Source organism: Vibrio sp. EJY3, assembly GCF_000241385.1.
GTDB lineage: Bacteria > Pseudomonadota > Gammaproteobacteria > Enterobacterales > Vibrionaceae > Vibrio > Vibrio natriegens.
Map to the genome: position 1 here is coordinate 1380776 of NC_016614.1, position 22301 is coordinate 1403076.

A 22301-nucleotide genomic window follows, 5' to 3' on the forward strand; every position below is an offset into this window, starting at 1 on the left:
CGTTAAAGCACGTAAACGAAGACAAACAGGCACAACCAAACCACATCAACAAAGTGCCAATACCAACTGCCCGCCTGAAAGGCAAAATGGTTGTTTGGAGAAAAGTGATCCTTCGCGATTCTGAACAGCAATACGATTAAGAAAATCGTTCCAAGACAAACGTGCATGCCGTGGAAACCCGTCAGCATAAAGAAAGTATTACCGTAAACCCCGGACTGCAAAGTCAGTCCCATTTCCTGATAAGCATGGATGTACTCTTCCGCTTGGTAAAATAGGAAGAAGCCCGCCAGCACAATGGTGATTTCCAGCCAGACAATCAGCGCAGTACGTTTGTTTTGCTCCAAACTGATGTGGGCCATATGCAATGTTATGGAAGAGAGCAGAAGAATGATGGTATTGGTGAGCGGAATGCCTTGCCACGGCATCGCTTGAGTGGTTTCGCCACTAGGCGTAGTTGTCAGTGGCCACATCGCTTCAAAATTGGGCCAGAGAACTTCATTGGTCATGAAGTTATTGTCCGCCCCACCCAACCATGGGACGGCGACCATTCTTGCGTAGAACAGCGCACCAAAAAATGCGCCAAAGAACATCACCTCTGAGAAAATGAACCAACTCATCCCCTGACGAAAAGAGCGAGTAATTTGAGAGCTGTACTTACCGGTCAGCGACTCGGTAATCACGTTACTAAACCAGCCCGCTAACATGTACAGCAGAAACAGAAATCCCGCGGCCAAAACAACACGACCAATCGATCCGACCGGACCTTCACTTTGAGTCCCCTGTACGGTCATACCTGCACCGACAGCGACTAAGAACAGAGCAAACGCGCCAAGAATTGGCCAGCTGCTTTGAGCAGGAACGTAATAAGTCCCAGGTTTATTACTCATAAGTTCTCTCCTTACAGACGTTAATTGGTCTGCGCTCTCTATGAGAGGCTAACTCCCTTCCTGTGGAGGCAGTTTGTAGAGTGTGTAAGACAGCGTTAACGTATTTATTGAGTCGGGAATATCAGGCTCAATGTAAAAAATCAGTGGCATTTGTGCGTGTTGATTGCCTTCCAACGGCTGCTGGTTGAAGCAAAAGCACTCAATCTTATTAAAGTAAGCCGCACCATTACCTGGCGACACAGACGGAACAGCCTGCCCTACCAATTTGCGTCCGCTCTCGTTAAACGCAAGGTATTCAGTTTGTATGACCTGACCGGGATGAACATCCATAGAAATGACTTTGGGTCTAAATTCCCATGGCATATCCGGATTGACGTGCGCCATAAATTCCACTCGAATCGTACGGCTCATGTCCGGTTCCATGCCTGTGGGCTGAATGGCGGCCACATCATTAGTTTTGCCGTTAATGCCCAACGCATCGCACATCACGTCGTACAAGGGGACCAAAGCAAATCCAAAGCCAAACATCAGCACTGTGGCTATCAGTAGCTTGATGGTCAGTTTCTTATTCGATGGATTAGATTGAGTCACGCTTGCCTCCTACATTTAATCGACTTTAGGAGGTGTCGTGAAAGTATGGTGCGGCGCAGGACTTGGCACTGTCCATTCCAGCCCTTCTGCTCGCTCCCAAGGTTTCGCGGTTGCTTTCTCACCACCACGAATACACTTGATGACTACCCATAAGAAAATCAGTTGAGAAAGGCCGAAGGCGAAGCCACCAATAGAGACGATTTGGTTTACATCAGCAAACTGGATGGAGTAATCAGGGATTCGTCGCGGCATGCCAGCTAGCCCTAAGAAGTGCATAGGGAAGAACAACACATTGACGGAAATGAGCGAGCACCAGAAATGCCACAAACTTAACTTGTGGTCATACATGTTACCCGTCCATTTCGGAAGCCAATAATAAGCCGCCGCCATAATGGAGAAGACTGCCCCGGAAACCAGAACGTAATGGAAGTGCGCAACCACAAAATAGGTATCGTGATATTGGAAATCGGCAGGCACAATCGCGAGCATTAGCCCAGAGAACCCACCAATAGTGAATAGGACGATAAACGCAATCGCAAACAGCATTGGTGTTTCGAACGTCAGTGCACCGCGCCACATGGTCGCAACCCAGTTAAACACTTTCACCCCGGTTGGCACTGCGATAAGCATGGTGCAATACATAAAGAATATTTCGGCAAACACCGGCATCCCTGTGGTAAACATATGGTGAGCCCACACAAGGAAAGAAAGCAGCGCGATACTGCACGTCGCGTACACCATAGAATGGTAACCAAATAACTTCTTACCACTGAACGCAGGAATGATCGCTGAGACAATACCAAAGGACGGGAGGATCATGATGTACACTTCTGGATGACCAAAGAACCAGAAAATATGCTGGAACATGACCGGATCACCCCCACCTGCCGCATCAAAGAAACTGGTGCCAAAGTACTTATCGGTAAGAACCATGGTTACCGCGCCAGCCAAAACAGGCATAACGGCGATAAGCAAGAATGCAGTGATCAGCCATGTCCAAACAAACATCGGCATTTTGAACCAGGTCATGCCCGGTGCACGCATATTCACGATGGTTACGATGACATTGATCGCCCCCATGATTGAGCTAATACCCATGATGTGTACAGAGAATACAAACAACGCAGTACTGTCGGGGCCATATGTGGTTGAAAGCGGCGCGTAGAATGTCCAGCCAAAGTTAGGTCCACCGCCCGGTAAAAACAGTGAGCTTAGTAGGATGAGAAACGCAAAAGGCAAGATCCAAAAGCTCAAGTTATTCATGCGCGGTAATGCCATGTCTGGCGCACCAATCATCATCGGTATCATCCAGTTCGCTAAGCCCGTAAAGGCAGGCATCACCGCACCAAAGACCATAACTAAGCCATGAACTGTCGTCATCTGGTTGAAAAACTCAGGTTCTACCAATTGTAAGCCTGGTTGAAACAGCTCTGCGCGAATGACCATCGCCATCGCACCACCGGTCAGGAACATGGTGAAACTAAACCAGAGATAAAGTGTGCCGATGTCTTTGTGGTTGGTCGAATACAACCAGCGAGTAAGTCCTTTTGGCGCGTGATGAACATCATGATCATCATCAAGAGCAATGGTTGAATTTGCCGAAGTTTGCGCTTCAATCGGCGCAGACTTTATCGCTTTTTCTGCTGGCTTACTCATATTTCCTCCTTAGCACTCTTTTGTGCCTTAAAGGCATTGACGTCAGATGCTTGAACGGTATCGCCCGTATCATTACCCCACGCATTTCTCTGGTAGGTTATGACAGCTGCGATCTCTTTATCGCTTAACTGGTTGGCAAAAGACTGCATCGCGGTTCCCGCGCGACCATTCACAACCACTCCAATATGCTCAGTTACATTACCTGTGGCCACAGGGCTGCCTTTAATTGCAGGAAATGCGCCTGGAATACCTTCACCATTCGCCTGATGACACACTGCGCAACGCGAGGTGTAAATCGCTTCACCTTCTGCCATCAACTCATCCATGGACAAGTCTTGGGTTAATGCTTCTTGAGCGGCGGCTTTTTGAAGGGCTAATTCTTCTTTTTTACCCGATAACCATTGGTCGAACTCTTGCTCTTCCATCGCATGTACCACAATCGGCATAAACCCGTGAGCACGACCACAGAGCTCGGCGCATTGGCCTCGATACACGCCAGGCTCATCAATTCTTGTCCACGCTTCATTAATGAATCCAGGTACGGTGTCTTTCTTCACTGCAAAATCAGGTACCCACCATGAGTGAATCACATCGTCTGACGTGAGGAGAAAACGAACTTTGCGATTAACCGGAAGGACAAGCGGGTTATCCACTTCAAGTAAGTAATGAGCGCCTTTGGCTTCGATTCCGTCAATCTGCTTCTGACTTGTTGCAAGAAGACTAAAGAACTCGACGTCTTGACCAAAATAGTTGTAATGCCACTTCCACTGAGAGCCAGTGATTTTTATGGTGAGATCCGATTGGCTGGTATCTTCCATTGCAACTAAAGTTTTTGTTGCGGGAATCGCCATTGCGACAAGAATGATAATAGGGATAACAGTCCAAATAATTTCCACTTTGGTGCTTTCATGGAAATGAGCGGCAACTGCTCCTTTTGACTTGCGATGACGAATGATGGAATAGAACATGACACCAAAGACCACAAGGGCAATCGCACAGCAAATATAGAAGATCAGCATATGCAATTCATACACTTGCTCACTGATCGCTGTGACCCCTTTGGTCATGTTGTAGTCGTTGTCTTTTGACCATCCATAAGAGGAGAATGTGATTAAAATCACATTCAGTGTTAAGGCAAGAGTAGTCGCTAATCTTTTCAAAAGATCTCTCCTCTGCTCAGCCGCTACGCTTACGCGAGCTTCCTTGCGTCCCGATGCAAATATCGAACAAATTTACGAAAAATCGCAAAAACTGCGATTTCAACATGGTTTGTTATATTTATGTTAAAAGGCTAGTTATAGTTCTAAAGTTCTTCAAGAAATAAAATGCGAATAAATTTTGTTCGATAATTAAAAAATAAATTCGGTTTATCGATTGCCCTCTTTGAATTGAAATTGATAACCATTTACATTAATTGCAATTAATGACGTAAAGTCGAAACAGGTAGGCCCCCACACCTAAGGAAAGACAGACATGACCGCAATAATTGATCAATGGCTAGCACGAGACCCCGATCCTAAAACTCGTGAAGAGCTGCAACACCTCGTCGACACAAATGATCAGCAAGAGATCAACGACCGATTTGGTTCACGCCTTGCTTTTGGTACCGCAGGATTACGAGGAAAAGTCGGCGCGGGTCCAAACCGTATGAACCGCCTCGTTATTCAGGAAACCGCAACCGGACTTGGCCACTACTTAATTGACCAGGTTCAAGACGCAACATCACGCGGCGTTGTTATTGGATACGATGGTCGACCAGACTCAAAGCAGTTTGCGCACGATACTGCATCTGTACTGACCGCACTTGGCATCAAGGTTTATTTGACTCATAAAGTGGCTGCAACGCCAATCGTTGCCTTTGGTGTACGTACACTGAACGCTGCCGCAGCCGTTGTCGTAACAGCAAGTCACAACCCGCCGGAATATAATGGCTTTAAAGTCTACTGGGAGAATGGCGCGCAAATTATTCCACCGCATGACTCGGGGATTGCCGCTGAGATCGACCTGGCAACGACCAAACCTCTACCGCTGATGTCGTTAGACGATGCGAAACAACAGGGATTACTGGTTTGGCTGGAAGATGACTACTACCAGAGTTATCGCCAAACCATGAACGAAAATGCGTTGCTCACACCAGATTCCAACACCGATATTTCTATCGCTTACACAGCCATGCATGGTGTCGGTGCCGATATGGCAGAGACGCTTTTGGCTGATGCCGGATTTAAGAAAGTGGCGAGTGTAACAGAGCAGCGTGAGCCGGATGGTACCTTCCCAACGGTTAACTTCCCTAACCCAGAAGAAGCAGGTGCAATGGACATGGTGATGGCTCTGGGTAAATCAGTAGACGCCGATATCGCCTGTGCTAACGACCCAGATGCAGACCGTTTTGCAGTCGCGGTTAAACGTCCTGATGGTGAGTATCAAATGCTCACTGGTGACCAAGTCGGCTCACTATTTGGTGATTACCTGCTGGAGCAACAACCAAACTCGCTGGTGGGAAATACCATCGTCTCTTCTCGCCTATTAAGCAGCATTGCCAAAACGCATGGTGCACAATACTACCAAACCTTAACGGGCTTTAAATGGCTGACCAACATCGCCATGGAGAAAGAAACAGAGCAACACCCATTCTTATTCGCTTACGAAGAGGCTCTGGGTTACACAGTTGGTAATAAAGTCTGGGACAAAGATGGGCTCTCTGCGATCGTTGCCTTCTCTCAGCTGACAGGAAAACTGAAAGCTCAAGGCCAAACGCTATGGGACAAACTGGAAGCGCTTTACCGTCAGCACGGATTTTACTTCAACGCACAACGCAGTATTGCTTTGGGTCCAAAATCGCCACCTATCGGTGACAAGCTACGTGCAACGCCACCAAGAGATATCGCAGGGAAAAAAGTAGCAATAACAGAAGATTTAAAAACATCCGTAAAAACGTATGACGACGGCTCTGAAGAAGCGATCGATTTACCTTCCAGTGATGTATTGATCTACCACCTCGAAGACCAATCACGCGTGATCGTTCGTCCTTCAGGCACTGAGCCTAAATTGAAATGTTACTACGAAGTCATCTCTGATTTTCCGGACAACATGAGCTATGAACAAGCCCAGCAAGCTGCAGAAGCGAAGATGAATGAACTTATCGACGCCCACCAAAAAAGCTTGTAAGTAAAAATCTCTAGACGCAAAAACAAAAACAGCCAGCAATAATTGCTGGCTGTTTTCTTCGCATTTGAAAGGTTACAGAACGAAACTGCTCAACATCCACAATGCTAATATCACAAACACCAATCCCATTAATTTATGTTGGACCATGCGGAATTTGTCATTTTCAATCAGCCCCTTACCCACACTGCCAGCCAACGCGACAAGTAACAGATTAAACAGAAGGCCCATAACGTTAAGTAACAAGCCAAGCGCTAGCATTTGCTCACCCGATGTGGCCGTAATGTTGCTGGAAACAAACTGCGGCAAGAACATAACAAAAAACACTAATGCTTTTGGGTTGAGTAAGTTGCTCATCAAAGCGCGCTGATAATAGGTCGTCGCCATTTTACTCATTTGATCAAGCTCTGGAGCCGACGAAGCTTGCGCTCTCATACAGTCCCACCCCATTTTTAGCAGGTAAGCACCGCCCAGCAAGTGCAGCACCTTTAGCGCAACCGGACTCATCGCGACAAGCGTGGAGACGCCCATCGCAGCCAACAGGGTTAAAATGACACCTGAGGTAGCATTGCCAAGGCTGGCAAACAGCCCAACTTTTTTGCCATAGCTCATACTTGAACTGGCAATCAGTAACATATCAGGACCAGGCAACATCAATAACGCCAGAACGGCAGTCAGATAAACAGGGAGTACAACTAAATCAATCATGAAAGAAAATGAGTGCAATAAAAAAGGAGGCGGATCATATATCAATGAGACAACAAAAAACAATAGATATATTCCACGATAAAGGTGTCAATCAATACATTAATTCACAAAGTTATAATTTAGCAACCTATTAACCTTTTAGCACCTAACCAGCCGTTTTTAAAACACATAGCAATTTTGTACAAAAATAAGCACCATAGATCCGTTACACTCTCCAGCCTGAACTCCTGAGTAAATGAGGCATCATGAAAAAAAAGAATAAGGAAATCGCGACATTCAAGATTGCTCAAGAACTCGGAGGCTTAGAATTGCTCGATGCGAAGTACGAAAAGCAGCATTTTTCTCGCCATAGTCACGAAGGTTATACCATCGGCGTGATTGAAAAGGGCGCGCAAAAATTCTTCCGTACTGGGGGGAACCACATCGCGCCGCAAGACAGCATCATTTTGATCAACGCTGATGAAGTGCATAGCGGCCACTCGGCTTCAGAAGGGGGATGGGAGTACAAAGCCATGTACCCTGTCCCGGACCAGTTTCAGACTCTAGGGCAAGAGCTTGCTTCTCCTGACATTGCCCTTCCCTACTTTCCTCAACCTGTCGTGTACGATCCGGAACTCGCCGGTCAGCTACGTCTGGTATTTGAGACATTAGAAAAGTCGGACAATCGACTGCTGAGAGAAACGCTGGTGTATGGCACGCTCATCAAGTTAGCGAGCAAACACAGTACCCACCGCTCGCCACTGCAGCAGTCGACCAAAGCACAAAAACAAGTAACATTAGTGAAAGAGTTTTTAGAGGACTTTCCTCAAGCCGATGTCTCGCTGGAAGAATTAGCCAAACTTGCCGCGCTAAGCCCATTTCATTTGCTCAGAGAGTTTCAAAAGCAGTTTGGCTTCCCACCCCATGCTTTTCAAATTCAGCAACGTTTACGAATGGCGAAGAGACTGCTAAAGCTAGGCGGGAAGATCTCTGATGTCGCTCAAGAGTGTGGTTTTCATGACCAAAGCCACTTACATCGTCACTTTAAAAAAGCAATGGGTGTGACACCAGGCCAATACGCTCGCTATTGTTAATCTCAGCAAATTTGTACAAGGCGTGGAATCATATTCACGCTACTTTCAGGTTAAACCTGAACTCTGAAAAAATAAGAAAATAAAATGGAAAATACTTTGCCTTTAGAAGCACAATCAAAAGCCGCACTGTTTTGGCAAGGCACGATAGCCATGATGCCACTCAGCATTGCTGTCCTTCCTTGGGGGCTGCTCGCGGGCTCATTTGCAATAGATACCGGCCTCACTCCGCTTGAAGGACAAGCGTTGTCGGCAATCCTATTTGCAGGCTCCGCACAACTGGTCGCGATGGGGATGATAAAAGCTGGGGCTGGATTAACAACCATGTTGCTAACGACTTTCTTTATTACTTCCAGACACTTTCTGTATAGCGTGTCTATGCGCAGTAAGATCTCACCACTTCCGTTAAAGTGGCGTCTTTCACTCGGATTTTTGCTCACCGATGAGCTGTTTGCCATTGTTGGACATCACTCGGACAAGCAGTTTAACCGGTGGTATGCACTTGGTGGTGGTTTAAGTTTTTACCTTTTTTGGAATGCGGCCACGTTAACAGGCATCGTGGCGGGAAGTATGATCCCCGAGCTGAATGAAATGGGGCTTGAATTTGCAGTGGCTGCGACGTTTATTGCGATCGTCGTACCAACCATAAAAAATGCAGCAGTACTGGCCAGTGTCGTCATTGCATTGGTAACTTCCGTCGCTCTTGCTTATTACCAAGTCGAAGGCAGTCTGATGATTTCAAGCATTTTGGCAATGCTAACCGGATACTTTGTGGAACAGTTTACGGAGAAAAACTCATGATTATGTTATCGATCTTACTGATGACGGCGCTTGTATTCACCAGCCGATACTTGTTTCTTGAGCCTAAACTGCCAATTCGACTCGGCGTACGCACGCAAAAGATTTTGAGTTACGCGAGCCCAGCAGTGCTGACAGCAATTTGGGCTCCTATTGTTTTTATTCCGGAAGGTGAACTCGGACTAAGCTTACAAAATCCATTTTTGCTCGCCGCCATTATCGCCGTTTTAATCGCTTATCTGACCAAAAACGTGTTAATGACGACGATTGTAAGTATGGTCGCATTTCTCCTTCTAAGAGTACTGCTTTAATCAGCAACCCACTCAGTTTCAAACAAGGTGACGTCGCCACATTTTAGGCGTCCGAGAAAAACGTCACCTTGATGAACTTCTCCAACACCTTTAGGTGTGCCCGTCATGACCACATCACCATCTTCTAAACGGGTGTAGCTGCTCAGTTCATCCAGAATAGTAAAAGGAGGATATAGCATCTGCTTTACGTGCCCTTTTTGTACATGAACACAATTGATCAAAAGTTCGAGATTCAGATCGTTAATATCTATCCCTTCAAGAGGTACAAAACGGCTGAACACAACAGAGCCATCAAATGCCTTTGCTCGTTCCCAAGGTAGCCCCTGCTTTTTCAGAGTCGATTGTAAGCCGCGCTTAGTTAGATCTAACCCTAAACCGACCGCAGCGTATTGACCATTTTGAACTAAAAAACAGATTTCAGCTTCGTAATGCAGTGTTTCTTGATGAAATGAATGCAAGGTTGCAGAAATGGATGAGGAAGGTTTATTAAACACCACCATCTGTTCTGGTATCGCATTATCAAGCTCATGTATGTGCTCGACATAGTTTCGACCTACGCACAGCACTTTACCCACTTTAACTTTCTTTTCTTCGACCTGAATTTCACCCATTGCTCGTCCCTGCAAAACAAAACATACACAAATTCTAAGAGTTAACGACACTTGATCGCATACCCGCTTTTTAAAATCAAGCAATTCGGCTTATTTTGAGTTTTGTGTCACCAATCTGAAGCAGAGCGTTTTTGATTCAGGCTGTTGAGTTTGAAGGGCGATGTTTGGATATTGAGTAAAGTGATGTGCTGATATTGATTAAAATATAGAAAAGTCAGCAATTTATTAGCAATAAAACTGAAATCGAATCATCACACAACAGAAATCTATCTTTCATTTTCACCGTTTACCTTAGCGTCATCAACACATCAGGCAAGAAAGCCCATTTATAACAAATAAGGTATTAAGATAATGAAAAAAGCAGCACTCACTACTGCAATTCTGTCGGCATTGGTAACAGCACCATCTTTCGCAGCAACCGTTTACTCAAACGATGGCACTGAGCTAAAAGTTGGTGGTCGTGTTGAATTTCGCGGTGACTTCATCGGTTCAGGCGGTGAAGAAGTAGAAGGCTCAATGAAAGATAAAAGCCGTGCTCGTGTAAACCTTAAAGGTAAAACAGACATCGGTAACGGCCTTTCAGCATTTGGTGTATACGAAGCTGAGCAAGATACAGGTTCAAGCGAGTTTGAAAACCGCTACATGTACGCTGGTGTAGATTCAAATGCAGGTGCTTTCTCAGTAGGTCGTCAAGATATGGCTGCGGTAATCATCTCTGATATGACGGATATCACTGAGTTTTCTGGTGTTCAACAAGTTATCGATTCATCTTCTGACAAGCAAGACAGCGTATTCGCATACCGTGGTGAGTTCGACGCTCTACAACTGCAAGCAACTTACCAAGCAAACTCTGATGATAACCAAGACAAATATGGCATCTCAGGTATGTACTCTCTGCCAATGGGTCTAGACCTAGGTCTTGCATACTCGGGTGGCGATGTTGACGCAGACAACTCTGAAGACCAACTTCTTGGTGGTATCGCTTACTCCCTAGATAACCTATACCTTGCAGGTACTTACTCACAAGGTCAACTATCTGATTCTGTAGACTTCACTGCTTACGAATTAGTTGCAAGCTACAAAGTTGCTAGCCAGGTAACGATTGCGGGTATGTACACTTTCCAAGAAAACGATCCAGACGGCGCGAGCAAATACGACTCAACTGATGGTTTCGAACTGGTTGGTTACTACAAACTAAACAGCAACTTCCGTACTTACCTTGCTTACTACTTCAACCAACTTGATGAAGTGAAAGATGCAGAAGGTCTAGTTGTAGAAGGTGAAGACACGCTACGTCTAGGCGTACGTTACGATTTCTAATTCTCTCTTGTCCTAGAGCGAGTCCTTGGCCGGCACCTTTGTCGGCCATTTTTTGCTTCATAAAAGTAGTTTTCCCAATCCTTCCTTAACTACTTTCATTCACTTACGCGATTTATTCCCACATATTCTTCTTCGCCCTGCCCTGTTTTAATGCAATTTTTCACAGACTTAGTGCATACCTCCTAAGAGGTATAGAACCTAAAAATAAATATGCTTATATTTCAACAAGATAAAAGTTGGCACGCGAACTGCAATATAGATATTGCAAATGCATGGCAGCGTTTGTGCTTCTCGTTCTTTGTACCTGTTTTAACAGGCACGTCCTTTGAATTGGTAATGTGGCCTCCCTATGGGAGGCATTTTTTTTTATTGGCGCTTTTTGTTGGCGTAAAGACCAATAGCGCGTATGCTCCACAGTTCAATCAGCAGAAAAATCCATTATAATCCAGTGACTTCACAAACAATCGCCGCACCTTTGGCCTAAACCACAGGTTCAAACAGTAAAAATACCCATTGAATTGAAAGAAAAACCCCGCTTTTGAGTTCTATATTTTCAGAGAAGGAAATGAGGAGCGTCGCATGACACAACCAATCAAAATTACACTCTATCGATGGGCAGGAAGCTGGGGACCTTTCAAAGTGAACATCCCTTGCGGAGAATGCACGCTAACCCACGATATTTTAACCGATACTTTTGAAAATGAGCTGTCAGATGTGCCTGTAGAGCTGGAAGTCAAAGATTGGTTATCCCACTGGTGGGAACCCTTAAAGAAAGGCGCCTGGCACGCTCCTATTCTGATAGTAGAAGGTAAGGTGATCAGCCAAGGTGAAGCATTAAACCGAGGTGTATTAATACAATCGGTTATTGCTGAGTGGGTTAAACGAGATAGCCTCAAAGGGAATATTGTTTACGGAAAAGCTACGTGTCCACATTGTAAGAAGACCAAGCAACTGCTTGATGATGCAGGTATCACATACCAATATTACGATGTGGTGAAAGACAGTGCCGCACTTTACAGAATGATCCCGGAAGTCAAAGCCATCATAGGTGAAAAAACACCCGTCACTGTGCCTCAGATCTGGCTAGAAAGTAAGTATATTGGAGGTGCTGATAGTCTGGAAAAGTGGTTAGTAGCAAAGGGGCTAGATAAAGTCCCGAATAATGTTGTAGAGATACCGAGTCAATCTGCATAGTCTGGCATTGGTCTTAAACCTTTACCTATGCTATTTCGGTCACTGACTGTGATTGATATTGTTTGTAGAAGCGCTGAAGTAATTATGGAAACAAAAAGCCCTGATTAAGTAATCAGGGCTTTTTGTATTAATTCGCTAGCTTTTTCACTAAACGAGAAAGAGCAGAAGCTTTTTTCTTCTTCGCTTTACCGTGAAGTGCTTTGTGCATTGCATCTTTAGCAATCATTTGGCCAATGTAAGCGCCACCAAGTTCGTTTGTCATGACCTTCTCCTGAAGTTATCCTTCTTGTTTATGTGGTAATATTACACCACAAAAGGACAAAAACAAGATCTAAATCACATGTTTTTGTAATTAAATTTCAACCCTAACTAACCTGGACACACATTTAACTCAGCGTTTCGGCTGTTGGTAAGTTTTACCAGCAGCAACATAAGTATCTTTCTGTTTGATTTCAAAGAAGGTTTCAAAGAACCAAGCGGCAAACTTGATTAAATGATCGCCTTCATTCATGACATGTTCCACATACTCTTGCTCTTCACCAGACTCGTCTTCTTGAGTTGTCATATGGTAAATACGCTTTTCACCATCGACTTCCGCAAGGCCAAACTGACCTGTAAGAGACTGAGCCGCTTGCGCGACCTCTTCTTCTTCACAAGCTTTTAGTATCTCAAGTGCTTTAGGCATGTTTTCTTGCTGGATAATTTCTTTTACCAGCGTTTCAAATTCGTTTTGTTGCATTCTTTCACCTAACGATTAAAGACGGTTTGCTGCGCATTTTAGAAAGGTGGTGTCTCCCTTGCAAGAAGATTCAAACCGTTGCGTCTGGCTGGTTCTAATTAGAGAGCAGCCATTCTTCCCGCCAAAGGTAACAAACTTCCCCAAAAGATAATGATTTATACACGCTCTCATACGATGACAGCCTAGTCCCTTACAGTGTATATTTCGACACGCATAGTTGATAATTGGTTCAAATCGTGATGCATTAGTTCTTAGGAGGAAGCAGTGGATTGGATTCAAAGTGTACAAAGTTATATTCGTGTCGTTGAAGAAGGCAGCTTTAACGGTGCAGCACGAAAACTCAATACCACCAGCTCAGCCATCAGCAAGCGGATTCAATGGCTTGAAGACAAAGTCGGCGTGCAGCTGCTCAAACGTACGACTCGTTCAATCAGCCAAACGGAAGCTGGGGCTCTATTCTATGAGCGAGCCAAAAGTCAGCTCGATTCCTGGCAGTCCGTATTAGACGAAACTCGCTCTGTGAACCAATCGCCGGCAGGGCTTTTAAAAATTGGCGCAACACTCGCGGTAGGTTCGAAGTTTCTTGTCCACTATTTGGATGACTTTCTCGAAAAATACCCGGACATCACGCTACAACTGACGACCACATTGCCCGGTCAACTTCCTGAGTTAAGTTTGGACCTCTTTATCAGCCGCGAGTTAGATCAGCTCAACTCACTCAGTTTTAAGGCTAGCCCTCTGTTCAAACACAAAGCTCAGTTTTATGCTGCCCCGAGTTATTTAGAAAAGTACGGCACACCAGAACGCGTCGAAGATTTAAGCCGACACAACGTGCTTATATGGGGTGAAAAACCCTCAAGAGAAATTAAGACCAATAAGAACCAACGGATAAGCTTATCCGGCAACTTTGCAACGACAAATCCAGAAGCTTTATTTCATGGCGCTAAGCGAGGGATGGGTATACTCATGACCAACAACGTCATGATCAAAGATGACCTAAAATCTGGAGCATTAGTGCCTATTTTGCCAGACATTACGGCTGATGAAGCGATCGTCTACGCTTACTACCCTAAATTAGACTATCAACATACCCGAACTCAATTGTTTCTCGATTATCTAAAATCTCGATTAGAAGAAGAAAAACGAGAATAATTTCAGATAACTAACAACGCTCCAATAGCAGTCCCTTGCTTGATGAAAAGTAATCAAACACTGGCCTGGTGAGGTAAAAATCGTGCCACTGGTTACACTTACAGGTAAACCATACTGTAACTTAGTCGCTGGCAAAGTTTGAAAAATCCACCTAAGTAAACGATAGTTTGTCTGATACGTTTCAAATTAGTCAGAATCAACGCCACACGATATAGAACAAACAACGCTAGGTGACGTGTACAATGGATCATGTACAAATCAGTTTTCAAAAGCTTGATGAGATCTTGAAGCTGAGTGGTAGTGCTCTACTAAACAGGGTGATTTTAGATATTCATCAACAGGTGAACACGCACTGTACCTGTATTGTCGAGGTGGCTCATCTCCAGCACTCAGCTCATACAATATCGGTTGCTAGAAACGATAAAATCGAAAATCACCTTGAGTACCCGCTTTCTGGCTCACCATGCGAGGAAGTGGTTAACGATATCGGTGAGAATATCTTCTTTCAAGATCATGTATATCGTGATGTATCCGAAGATAAAATGTTTCGCGAAATTGGAATAGAAGCGTATTTAGGATTGCCACTGAAAACACAAAATGGCGATGTACTCGGTATTTTGATATCTACTTTTACCCATATCTTTTCCGCACTAGAAGCGCAAGCATTGCTCGAACTGCATCGCTTCTACGCCAATGTCATCATCCACAGTTTACGAGAAAAATGGGTCAGTGAGCGTTCGGATAAACTTCTAAACCAGCTGAGTTACGAAGTTTCGCACGACAATCTGACAGGACTACTTAACCGCAGTTGTCTGGCTGATACCCTGGAAACTTTAACACAACAGTCGTCGCGCCCTTTTAACCTTGCTTATCTGGATATCGATAACTTCAAGTCGATTAACGATATCAACGGGAACTACATCGGCGACCAGATAATAAAGTTTACGGCAAACGCGATTCAAGAAAGCCTGTCTTCCCCAGAAAACGCGTTTCGAGTTGCTGGCGACGAGTTTGCATTTATCACCTATGACGAAGACCCTGTTGCGGTGTGCCAGCAGATTCTCGACATCATAGAGGCGGGTTACATTGATAAATCGAACCACATCTCGTTCACAGTGAGTATTGGTATTGCACGAGCCGCCAATCACAGCCCAAAAACAGATGGGCTTATCCTAAACGCCAGCCTGGCATTGAAAGATTGTAAGAAACACCGAGAGACGCGTATACAGCACTATGACACGCAGCTTAGTGCCCTTTATCATCGACAAACGCAACTTATTGAGGTGATACGTCAGCAGCTGAAAACGAGCATCACAGACAATCATGAACTGTATGTCGTTGTTCAACCGATCGTGGACATCAACGCTGACCAGTGGGATTACTTTGAAATACTCTCCCGTTGGGAAAGTGACACATTGGGCAACATCGCCCCTTCTGAGTTTATAGAAGCAGCCGAACAATCTGGCTTAATCGTAGAGCTCGGTGAGCGCATTATTGAGCTCGCTTGTATTGCCAAACAAGAATTGGAATCTCAACTAGGTCACAGCGTAAAATTATCGATAAATTGTTCTGCTTATGAGTTGGTTGATTCTAAGCGCTACATCAACCATTTAACGTCCATGATAGACAAGTACCAACACTCGACCTGCGACTTTGTTATCGAACTCACCGAAACCGTTTTACTGTCCCTAAGTGGGCAAGAACAGATGGTTCTGAATTCATTACGTTATCTCGGGTTTCAAGTCGCCTTGGATGACTTTGGTACGGGCTACTCAAGCCTGAACTATATTCACAACTACCCTATCGACATCATAAAAATTGATGCGACGTTTGTGAGAAATATGCTTTCGAACAAAACGTCTGAACAAGTGGTTTTATTGATCGTGCAACTTTCCCAATTGCTCAACGTGAACTTAATCGCAGAGGGGGTGGAAGATAAGAATGCCTCAGACAAGCTCATTGAGATGGGATGCAATTACATACAAGGCTATTTCTACGCCAAACCAAGCCGTGTAAGCGAGATGCTCACGCTGATTAATAAACGACAAGTTAAAAGCGCATAAAAAAGTGAATAAACAAAAGGCCAAGCAATGCCTGGCCTTTCAAGGTTAAATTTTGCACAAAGGGAAAGCCGGACTGTTATAAAACCGCTTTCTCTTTATTCTTCAGAAGCTTATCCATCGCATCACGGTTTGCAACAAACGTTGCCATTTCCTTCTTAGGCACCGAACTCGCCATTGGAATGTTCGCTCTCATGGCGTTGACTGGTCGGCCATACTGGATCAATTCATAGTGCAGATGAGGGCCAGTTACACGGCCTGTTTTACCAGATAGACCAATGCGTTGACCACGTGACACTTTTTGCCCTTTCTTCACCAGGATCTTACTTAGGTGTAGATAGCGGGTTTTGAACTTACTACCGTGTTCAACCACCACGTAATTACCCGCGTATGGGTGTTTACGTGTCATGATAACCGTTCCGTCACCTGTCGAAACCACAGGCGTTCCGATTGGTGTTGCGAAGTCGGTACCATTATGTGGCGCGACACGGCCTGTCACGGGGTGATGACGATTAGGATTGAACCCAGAACTGATTCGCCAACCACGACTCACAGGATAACGCTGGAAAGCACGCTGCAGGCTCTCACCTTTCGCGTTATAAAATTGACCATCGGTATGCAGGTAAGCGGTAATTTCACGACCGCGATTATAAATCTTTATCGCTTCAATTTCGTTCTTACCAGTAGAGACACCATTGATGCTCTGTGAACGTCGAACCACTTCAAAGCGATCGCCGGCACGAAGATCTTTGCCAAAGTTTAATTGCTCTTTCAGCAAGGTCACAACCTGACTGATTTCAGCCGAAGTTAAGCCAAGACGACTCGCTGATGAAGAGAAGCTGCCTTGGATCACACCAACCAGTGGTTCTTGATTCCATACGCCAGGAATTGAAATGTCGGTAAAATCATAATTGCCGTCACGGTTCAGCTCATAAACCACTTTGTCTGCAATAGAAAATTGCAGTTCCATTTTAAGCAGTTCACCTTCGATATCATCACGCCAAAATCGCAGTGTATTGCCTGGTTTTAGCGTATCGAGCGCAAGGTAGTTTAAGTCCGTTTCCATGACTTTCATTAGCGAGCTGTAGCCGAAACCAAGCTGACTAAAAATGGTACTAAGATTGTCGCCTGCTTGGATTTGATACTCAAAGTTCGGTGGGGTGACAACTTCTGCAGTCGTCGCATCAAGAATTCTTTCAACAACCTGCGATTCCGGCAGGTTTAAAGCGATGGTTTTCGTTAATGGTGACTCTTTGAGAGAGTGAGAAACACCAATCGCGAACAAAACAGGTAAGGAGTACAACAGCAGCGCTCTACGACCTGTCAGATTCGGCAACCGTCTTGTAATTTCATTTGTAGACACGGGAATTACTATCTCCTTATAAACAGGCCTAATAGCTTATTCATTCCCGCATAAGAAATCACTAGGAAATTTCGAGATCTAGCTCAGAAAACACCTATTTTTTACATAAGTAAAATAAATTCATCTTTGTTGCATATGTAGGAAATTGCCTACACGCTTCAGCGATACAGAATTTAATTGTTTAGGCACTTCAGACATCGCTTGATTTTCATCGTGCGTCAGATAGGAGGCATCGATAATTGTATCGTCTCGCCACTCCAGTTGATTAAATTTAATACGATCGCCAATGAATACACTATCAAGTAATATAACTCGGCTTGGAACAGCATCAAATTTAAACAGACCAATATAATAAAAAGATCCTGTTCCCTGTGAGGTAACAATCATAGGGGCAACAATCCAAGGCACGTCTTCTATCTGGCGTTGAACAATAAATTCTTTCGGTAACAAAACCTTACCTTTCGTCGCCCCAGCATCGTATTGACCAATCAAATAACCAAGTTCTTTATCCCACTCATCAATGAAACTCACTGCATTTTGTTCGGGAACCTGAATTGTCCACGGATTTGAAGATTTGATATTTAGCACGTCCGAAATAATCGTATTAGTCTGAACTTCGCTCTGCGGAAACTTGGCTAATATTTCGTCATCAGAGAGACTAAATCGGTAAACACCAGCAACAATCACGATGATTAATAATACAACGGGAATAAGAAGGATAAGTGGAATAGGCAGAATTCTATTGCGGGCCATGAAGACTTCCTTGATTTTATATTTTATAAATCGCGCTCGGAGTATATACCAAATAAAGAGCCATAGCCGTAAAACAACCTTCTAATCAATACATCAAATGTTTCAAAATAAAACTGACTTGGCCTTCCTAAGTTCGTCGAGTTTTCGTTGGAAAGGTGATCGCTGCCATGAGGTATTCGGCCTTAAATGTCCTAAACTGTTCTCTGAGAACTTGAGAAGATTTAGCCCCGCGTGGCGCTAACCATTCGATCGCCAGTACAGGTGCTTCACGGGACATGAAGACAGTTTGAGGTTATTTAATTTAAACGATGCCAAAACCAAACAGAACCCACTCATGTGAGTGTGCGTGTGGCTTGATTCAGCTTCGCTGCTTAGGTGAACCCATGCGTACATCGATTTGCCATTGCTTTGAGTGTCAAAAGCGAACTGGCAGTGTATTTGGCGTCCAGGCTCGCTTCGCCAAAAAGCACGTCATTTTAGATGGTGACGTAATTAGCTATACCAGAATCAGCGATGACGGGAGCGAAGTCCGATACGAATTTTGTCCTGCCTGTGGCACCACCATGCGCCTGTTACTCTCCGCTGCACCAGACATTATTGTTGTGCCTGTTGGACTCTTTAGTGACAAAGAATTTCAAGAACCGACCATTTCCATCTATGAAGAACGAAAACATGGCTGGGTCAGTTTCGAATGCACGATGGAGCACATCGAATGAGTGGCAACCTTATTTAGGACGGTACACACTTTTCAAAAAGTAGCTTGTTATCAAGCGTTTTTCCGACACGTTTTCTTATCAATCATTTGTTGTGATTGGCCTATCCCTGCTTTTTTGAGTTTTTTTTGAGAATGATCAACCGAGTTGTACTGTAAGGGGTTTCGTATCTCAGTGTGAGCGCTATAATCGGCTCCTAACATTTAGTGGGGTTTTATTGTGATTTCCAGACTTCCTCGTTGGGTGGAATATGGCGCGTTTCTACTTGCCCTTCTTGCAGGCTGCGTCAATGCCGTCGGTCTTCTCGGCTTTCAACATCAAGCGATAACACACATCTCCGGAACCGTAACTCAGCTAGGGAATAGCTTACTAACAGGTGTGGACAGCTCCATTCACCTGCTCTTCATCGTATTTAGCTTTTTGATTGGTGCTGCGTTCAGTGGTTTCTTTATCGAAAGCAGTGCATTAAAACTTGGACGTCGTTACGGGGTCGCACTGTGTATAGAAGGCAGCTTACTTCTTCTTAGTTTAGGCTTCTTGGTACAGGGCAACGTTTATGGCCAATATTTAGCTTCCGCTGCCTGCGGATTGCAAAACGCGATGATTACGACGTTTAGTGGCGCTGTAGTCAGAACCACTCACATGACCGGTATTATTACTGATTTGGGCATTATGATTGGAGAAAGCTTGCGCGGACGTCAATTTGACCGTCGAAAGGCCCTATTGTTCTTATTCATCTTTTCCGGATTTTTACTCGGTGGCGTTGCAGGTGCCGCGCTTTTTACTGTGTATGGTCTGCATACATTGATATTTCCAGCGCTCTTAGCGTTCGGAACCGCCATCATTTACTGGATGTATTTGTACAGGCTAAACCATAGCCCAACGTCTTGATAATTCAGACAAACCGTCAAGTAACAATGGCACAGCAGCCTAAGTGCAAATGGCTTCATAACGCTTAGGCTGCAAGCAGGAACTCAACTGAATCCCGCCACAAACACGCCGCTAAACTCCAATCCCAAATCTGACGACAATCCCTCACTTTGCCTTTCCCGTGTTCAACACTCAAACTTGCCGAGAGTCAGGAGAAAGTCCTTATGTTAAGAAAGTGTAATGGTGAAAAATCCCGCAATTGTTGCGTGATTTAAATCACACTTAGCCGCGTTTTTACTATTCCAATCACACTGCTTCTCAGAATTACCTTCACACAAGCCAATTAATGATACAATTTTCTAACACGAGCAACATATTCGTATACAGAAACGCATTATTCAATCAATTTTCCGACAAATCGACTGAATAAGTAAATGTATTTAATGAATAGTATTGCAATGGATGTAGTTTGCGGGTACCCTCCGCAACCTGCGATTAAATACGGATGTTTAGTGAATATTTATGTCATGGATTATGGCAAGTATTGACTAGTAGTAACACGAGACAATTATGCACAATAATACTAATGCTACTGAAGCACCTAAAGGCAACTTTTGGATGTTCCTGATTCCATCCTTAATCGGTCTTCTGCTTTTTATGGCACCAATCTCTTACGATGGTGATCTTACTATCCCAGTTGCGGTCATGGCTAAAGTCATTCCTGCTGTACTTGGCGATACATTGATTGCCATTATTACCGTTATCATCTCTTTTATGGCTGTCGCTTCTGTTCTTTGCAAAATTTTCCAGCCTGCTGCGATCCTTCGTAATGGTTTCCTTAACGGTTTGTTTAACCCATCCCCACTTTGGTTGCTTGTTCGCTTAATTGGCGCAGCTGCCGTGTTGATGACTTTCTTTGAGATCGGCCCTAAAGCGGTCTGGGAAGAAAACACAGGTGGATTGGTTCTGACAGGCCTGTTACCGACACTGTTTGCGGTATTCATCTTTGCTGGCCTATTACTGCCTCTGCTGCTTAACTTTGGTCTGTTGGAGCTATTTGGCGCACTGCTAAGTAAAATAATGCGCCCAGTGTTTAACCTACCAGGCCGCAGTGCTATCGACTGTATGGCATCTTGGTTGGGTGATGGCAGTGTTGGTATCTTGCTGACCAGTAAACAGTACGAAAACAAGTTTTACACGCAACGTGAAGCTGCGGTAGTGGGTACCACTTTCTCAGCAGTTTCGATTACGTTCAGCTTAGTCGTTATCGCTCAGGTTCAACTTGAGCATCTGTTCCTGCCATTTTACGGCACCATCTGTCTTGCAGGTATTGTTGCTGCAGTGATCATTCCACGCTTACCACCACTAAGCCTGAAAAAAGATCGCTACATTGATGACAGCAAGCCAGACAAAGATGCAGATGCAGTTCCTGAAGGCCATACAACGTTCTCTTGGGGTATGGATCTGGCTCTGAAACGCGCGTCAGAAGTGACATCGTTCCAGTCTGTATTTAAAGAAGGTGTTCACAACGCAATAGACATGGTCTTTGGCGTACTACCTGTAGTAATGGGTCTTGGTACGGTTGCTTTGGTCATTGCAGAATACACGCCAGTATTTGAGATCTTGGGCCAGCCATTCATCCCTTACCTTGAATTGCTGCAAATCCCAGAAGCGGTTGCTGCATCGCAAACTATCGTTGTGGGCTTTGCTGATATGTTTATCCCTGCGATTCTGGCGGCTTCAATTGATAATGAAATGACGCGCTTTGTTATTGCGGCTATGTCTGTAACTCAGCTTATCTACATGTCTGAAGTGGGCGCGCTGCTACTAGGCAGTAAGATCCCGGTCAACATCGTAGAACTGTTCGTTATCTTTATTCTACGTACCCTCATCACACTACCTGTGATTGCTGGTATGGCGCACTTGATATTCTAACGTCACTTGCTCTCAGAAAGGCTCTGCTTCGGCGGGGCCTTTTTTGTTTGAACACAACGCCCCTCGCCCTCCTTAATTCCAACCTTGGCCAACAATATCAACCTTAGAAAAGAGTAATTTCTCTTGTTGCCGAGAGGCGTATTTTCTCATCAGACCAGTCTGGATATTTTCCCCTCAACGAGCACTACCCTCTAACTCATTCATATACAAGCAATAAATAACCACTTTATTTTTCATCCATAACCGGAGTGCCAAATTACGCATTTTTCCATCCAAATCGCGCATGTTTGGTTTCAAGTTTTTCACAATATTGTCGATAAGTAATGAAGAACCAAACACACCGGTTTCTTTTGCTGTCAATTCACCCGAGTAAGCAGAGGTGAAAGCAGGGATAAGCCATAGGGA

21 protein-coding genes are annotated in these 22301 nt (G+C 44.6%); 11 read left to right on the forward strand and 10 right to left on the reverse strand.

What is annotated here, in order from left to right; genetic code table 11:
* Positions 1 to 2 precede the first annotated feature (2 nt).
* Genes VEJY3_RS22045 through coxB form a run of 4 tightly spaced genes read right to left on the reverse strand, consistent with a single transcriptional unit; the run spans position 3 to position 4294 of the window.
* Positions 3 to 887 (reverse strand): cytochrome c oxidase subunit 3, encoded by an 885-nt coding sequence (locus tag VEJY3_RS22045; protein WP_014234643.1) that lies wholly within the window; start codon positions 885 to 887, stop codon positions 3 to 5.
* A gap of 48 nt (positions 888 to 935) precedes the next feature.
* Positions 936 to 1478: a cytochrome c oxidase assembly protein gene (locus VEJY3_RS22050; protein WP_014234644.1), complete on the reverse strand. Its 543-nt coding sequence runs from the start codon at positions 1476 to 1478 to the stop codon at positions 936 to 938.
* Between the two features lie 15 nt (positions 1479 to 1493).
* Positions 1494 to 3134, reverse strand: coding sequence for a cytochrome c oxidase subunit I (ctaD, locus tag VEJY3_RS22055; RefSeq protein ID WP_014234645.1), 1641 nt, complete (start codon positions 3132 to 3134; stop codon positions 1494 to 1496).
* A complete protein-coding gene (coxB, locus tag VEJY3_RS22060; RefSeq protein WP_014234646.1) occupies positions 3131 to 4294 on the reverse strand; it encodes a cytochrome c oxidase subunit II in 1164 nt (387 codons plus the stop codon). The genes ctaD and coxB overlap by 4 nt, the downstream gene beginning before the upstream one ends.
* 313 nt (positions 4295 to 4607) lie before the next feature.
* Between coxB and VEJY3_RS22065 the strand changes: the two genes are divergently transcribed.
* A complete protein-coding gene (locus VEJY3_RS22065) occupies positions 4608 to 6302 on the forward strand; it encodes a phospho-sugar mutase (RefSeq protein WP_014234647.1) in 1695 nt (564 codons plus the stop codon).
* Between the two features lie 72 nt (positions 6303 to 6374).
* Here VEJY3_RS22065 and VEJY3_RS22070 read toward each other — a convergent pair whose 3' ends face one another.
* The gene (locus tag VEJY3_RS22070; RefSeq protein WP_014234648.1) at positions 6375 to 7007 is read right to left on the reverse strand and encodes a LysE family translocator; all 633 of its coding nucleotides are present in this window, start codon (positions 7005 to 7007) and stop codon (positions 6375 to 6377) included.
* A 245-nt stretch (positions 7008 to 7252) separates the two neighbouring features.
* Here VEJY3_RS22070 and VEJY3_RS22075 point away from each other — a divergent pair, with 245 nt between their 5' ends.
* The 3 genes from VEJY3_RS22075 to VEJY3_RS22085 all read left to right on the forward strand — a co-directional run bounded on the left by VEJY3_RS22075 (position 7253) and on the right by VEJY3_RS22085 (position 9186).
* Entirely contained in the window at positions 7253 to 8080 is an 828-nt protein-coding gene (locus VEJY3_RS22075; protein ID WP_014234649.1) for an AraC family transcriptional regulator, read from the forward strand.
* A gap of 84 nt (positions 8081 to 8164) precedes the next feature.
* Complete coding sequence (locus VEJY3_RS22080) at positions 8165 to 8878, forward strand: AzlC family ABC transporter permease (RefSeq protein ID WP_014234650.1); 714 nt, start codon at positions 8165 to 8167, stop codon at positions 8876 to 8878.
* Complete coding sequence (locus VEJY3_RS22085; RefSeq protein ID WP_014234651.1) at positions 8875 to 9186, forward strand: AzlD domain-containing protein; 312 nt, start codon at positions 8875 to 8877, stop codon at positions 9184 to 9186. Before VEJY3_RS22080 ends, VEJY3_RS22085 begins: the two co-directional genes overlap by 4 nt.
* On the opposite strand, the gene VEJY3_RS22090 is transcribed toward VEJY3_RS22085, so the two are convergent.
* A complete protein-coding gene (locus tag VEJY3_RS22090) occupies positions 9183 to 9797 on the reverse strand; it encodes a fumarylacetoacetate hydrolase family protein (protein WP_014234652.1) in 615 nt (204 codons plus the stop codon). The two genes, VEJY3_RS22085 and VEJY3_RS22090, sit on opposite strands and share 4 nt — an antisense overlap.
* Positions 9798 to 10148: 351 nt before the next feature.
* Between VEJY3_RS22090 and VEJY3_RS22095 the strand changes: the two genes are divergently transcribed.
* Both VEJY3_RS22095 and VEJY3_RS22100 read left to right on the forward strand, forming a co-directional pair.
* Positions 10149 to 11117 (forward strand): porin, encoded by a 969-nt coding sequence (locus VEJY3_RS22095; RefSeq protein WP_014234653.1) that lies wholly within the window; start codon positions 10149 to 10151, stop codon positions 11115 to 11117.
* 579 nt (positions 11118 to 11696) lie between these two features.
* Complete coding sequence (locus tag VEJY3_RS22100) at positions 11697 to 12311, forward strand: glutaredoxin (RefSeq protein ID WP_014234654.1); 615 nt, start codon at positions 11697 to 11699, stop codon at positions 12309 to 12311.
* A 127-nt stretch (positions 12312 to 12438) separates the two neighbouring features.
* Here VEJY3_RS22100 and VEJY3_RS26095 read toward each other — a convergent pair whose 3' ends face one another.
* Both VEJY3_RS26095 and VEJY3_RS22105 read right to left on the reverse strand, forming a co-directional pair.
* Positions 12439 to 12573 carry a hypothetical protein gene (locus VEJY3_RS26095; protein ID WP_014234655.1) on the reverse strand — a complete coding sequence of 45 codons (135 nt, stop codon included), beginning with the start codon at positions 12571 to 12573 and terminating at the stop codon, positions 12439 to 12441.
* A gap of 129 nt (positions 12574 to 12702) precedes the next feature.
* Entirely contained in the window at positions 12703 to 13050 is a 348-nt protein-coding gene (locus VEJY3_RS22105; RefSeq protein WP_014234656.1) for a hypothetical protein, read from the reverse strand.
* Positions 13051 to 13314: 264 nt separating this feature from the next.
* On the opposite strand from VEJY3_RS22105, the gene VEJY3_RS22110 reads away from it, so the two are divergent.
* Positions 13315 to 14202: a LysR family transcriptional regulator gene (locus tag VEJY3_RS22110; protein WP_014234657.1), complete on the forward strand. Its 888-nt coding sequence runs from the start codon at positions 13315 to 13317 to the stop codon at positions 14200 to 14202.
* Positions 14203 to 14444: 242 nt separating this feature from the next.
* On the forward strand, positions 14445 to 16265 hold the full coding sequence (locus VEJY3_RS22115) for a bifunctional diguanylate cyclase/phosphodiesterase (RefSeq protein ID WP_014234658.1): 1821 nt from the start codon (positions 14445 to 14447) through the stop codon (positions 16263 to 16265).
* A gap of 76 nt (positions 16266 to 16341) precedes the next feature.
* Here VEJY3_RS22115 and VEJY3_RS22120 read toward each other — a convergent pair whose 3' ends face one another.
* Together VEJY3_RS22120 and VEJY3_RS22125 are read right to left on the reverse strand one after the other, a co-directional pair.
* Complete coding sequence (locus VEJY3_RS22120; RefSeq protein WP_014234659.1) at positions 16342 to 17625, reverse strand: peptidoglycan DD-metalloendopeptidase family protein; 1284 nt, start codon at positions 17623 to 17625, stop codon at positions 16342 to 16344.
* A gap of 120 nt (positions 17626 to 17745) precedes the next feature.
* Positions 17746 to 18378 carry a hypothetical protein gene (locus VEJY3_RS22125; protein WP_014234660.1) on the reverse strand — a complete coding sequence of 211 codons (633 nt, stop codon included), beginning with the start codon at positions 18376 to 18378 and terminating at the stop codon, positions 17746 to 17748.
* Between the two features lie 383 nt (positions 18379 to 18761).
* On the opposite strand from VEJY3_RS22125, the gene VEJY3_RS22130 reads away from it, so the two are divergent.
* From VEJY3_RS22130 to VEJY3_RS22140, 3 genes are all read left to right on the forward strand, one after another.
* Positions 18762 to 19094: a GFA family protein gene (locus VEJY3_RS22130; RefSeq protein WP_014234661.1), complete on the forward strand. Its 333-nt coding sequence runs from the start codon at positions 18762 to 18764 to the stop codon at positions 19092 to 19094.
* 216 nt (positions 19095 to 19310) lie between these two features.
* On the forward strand, positions 19311 to 19982 hold the full coding sequence (locus VEJY3_RS22135; protein ID WP_014234662.1) for a YoaK family protein: 672 nt from the start codon (positions 19311 to 19313) through the stop codon (positions 19980 to 19982).
* Between the two features lie 549 nt (positions 19983 to 20531).
* Positions 20532 to 21896 (forward strand): YjiH family protein, encoded by a 1365-nt coding sequence (locus VEJY3_RS22140; protein WP_014234663.1) that lies wholly within the window; start codon positions 20532 to 20534, stop codon positions 21894 to 21896.
* The last annotated feature ends 405 nt before the right edge of the window (positions 21897 to 22301 follow it).

What these genes read in the sequence shown, in the direction of transcription:
- VEJY3_RS22045 (WP_014234643.1), bottom strand. Translation starts at nt 887, where the DNA reads ATGAGTAATAAACCTGGGACTTATTACGTTCCTGCTCAAAGCAGCTGG.
- ctaD (WP_014234645.1), bottom strand. Translation starts at nt 3,134, where the DNA reads ATGAGTAAGCCAGCAGAAAAAGCGATAAAGTCTGCGCCGATTGAAGCG.
- VEJY3_RS22065 (WP_014234647.1), top strand. Translation starts at nt 4,608, where the DNA reads ATGACCGCAATAATTGATCAATGGCTAGCACGAGACCCCGATCCTAAA.
- VEJY3_RS22070 (WP_014234648.1), bottom strand. Translation starts at nt 7,007, where the DNA reads ATGATTGATTTAGTTGTACTCCCTGTTTATCTGACTGCCGTTCTGGCG.
- VEJY3_RS22075 (WP_014234649.1), top strand. Translation starts at nt 7,253, where the DNA reads ATGAAAAAAAAGAATAAGGAAATCGCGACATTCAAGATTGCTCAAGAA.
- VEJY3_RS22080 (WP_014234650.1), top strand. Translation starts at nt 8,165, where the DNA reads ATGGAAAATACTTTGCCTTTAGAAGCACAATCAAAAGCCGCACTGTTT.
- VEJY3_RS22085 (WP_014234651.1), top strand. Translation starts at nt 8,875, where the DNA reads ATGATTATGTTATCGATCTTACTGATGACGGCGCTTGTATTCACCAGC.
- VEJY3_RS22090 (WP_014234652.1), bottom strand. Translation starts at nt 9,797, where the DNA reads ATGGGTGAAATTCAGGTCGAAGAAAAGAAAGTTAAAGTGGGTAAAGTG.
- VEJY3_RS22095 (WP_014234653.1), top strand. Translation starts at nt 10,149, where the DNA reads ATGAAAAAAGCAGCACTCACTACTGCAATTCTGTCGGCATTGGTAACA.
- VEJY3_RS22100 (WP_014234654.1), top strand. Translation starts at nt 11,697, where the DNA reads ATGACACAACCAATCAAAATTACACTCTATCGATGGGCAGGAAGCTGG.
- VEJY3_RS26095 (WP_014234655.1), bottom strand. Translation starts at nt 12,573, where the DNA reads ATGACAAACGAACTTGGTGGCGCTTACATTGGCCAAATGATTGCTAAA.
- VEJY3_RS22105 (WP_014234656.1), bottom strand. Translation starts at nt 13,050, where the DNA reads ATGCAACAAAACGAATTTGAAACGCTGGTAAAAGAAATTATCCAGCAA.
- VEJY3_RS22115 (WP_014234658.1), top strand. Translation starts at nt 14,445, where the DNA reads ATGGATCATGTACAAATCAGTTTTCAAAAGCTTGATGAGATCTTGAAG.
- VEJY3_RS22125 (WP_014234660.1), bottom strand. Translation starts at nt 18,378, where the DNA reads ATGGCCCGCAATAGAATTCTGCCTATTCCACTTATCCTTCTTATTCCC.
- VEJY3_RS22130 (WP_014234661.1), top strand. Translation starts at nt 18,762, where the DNA reads ATGCGTACATCGATTTGCCATTGCTTTGAGTGTCAAAAGCGAACTGGC.
- VEJY3_RS22140 (WP_014234663.1), top strand. Translation starts at nt 20,532, where the DNA reads ATGCACAATAATACTAATGCTACTGAAGCACCTAAAGGCAACTTTTGG.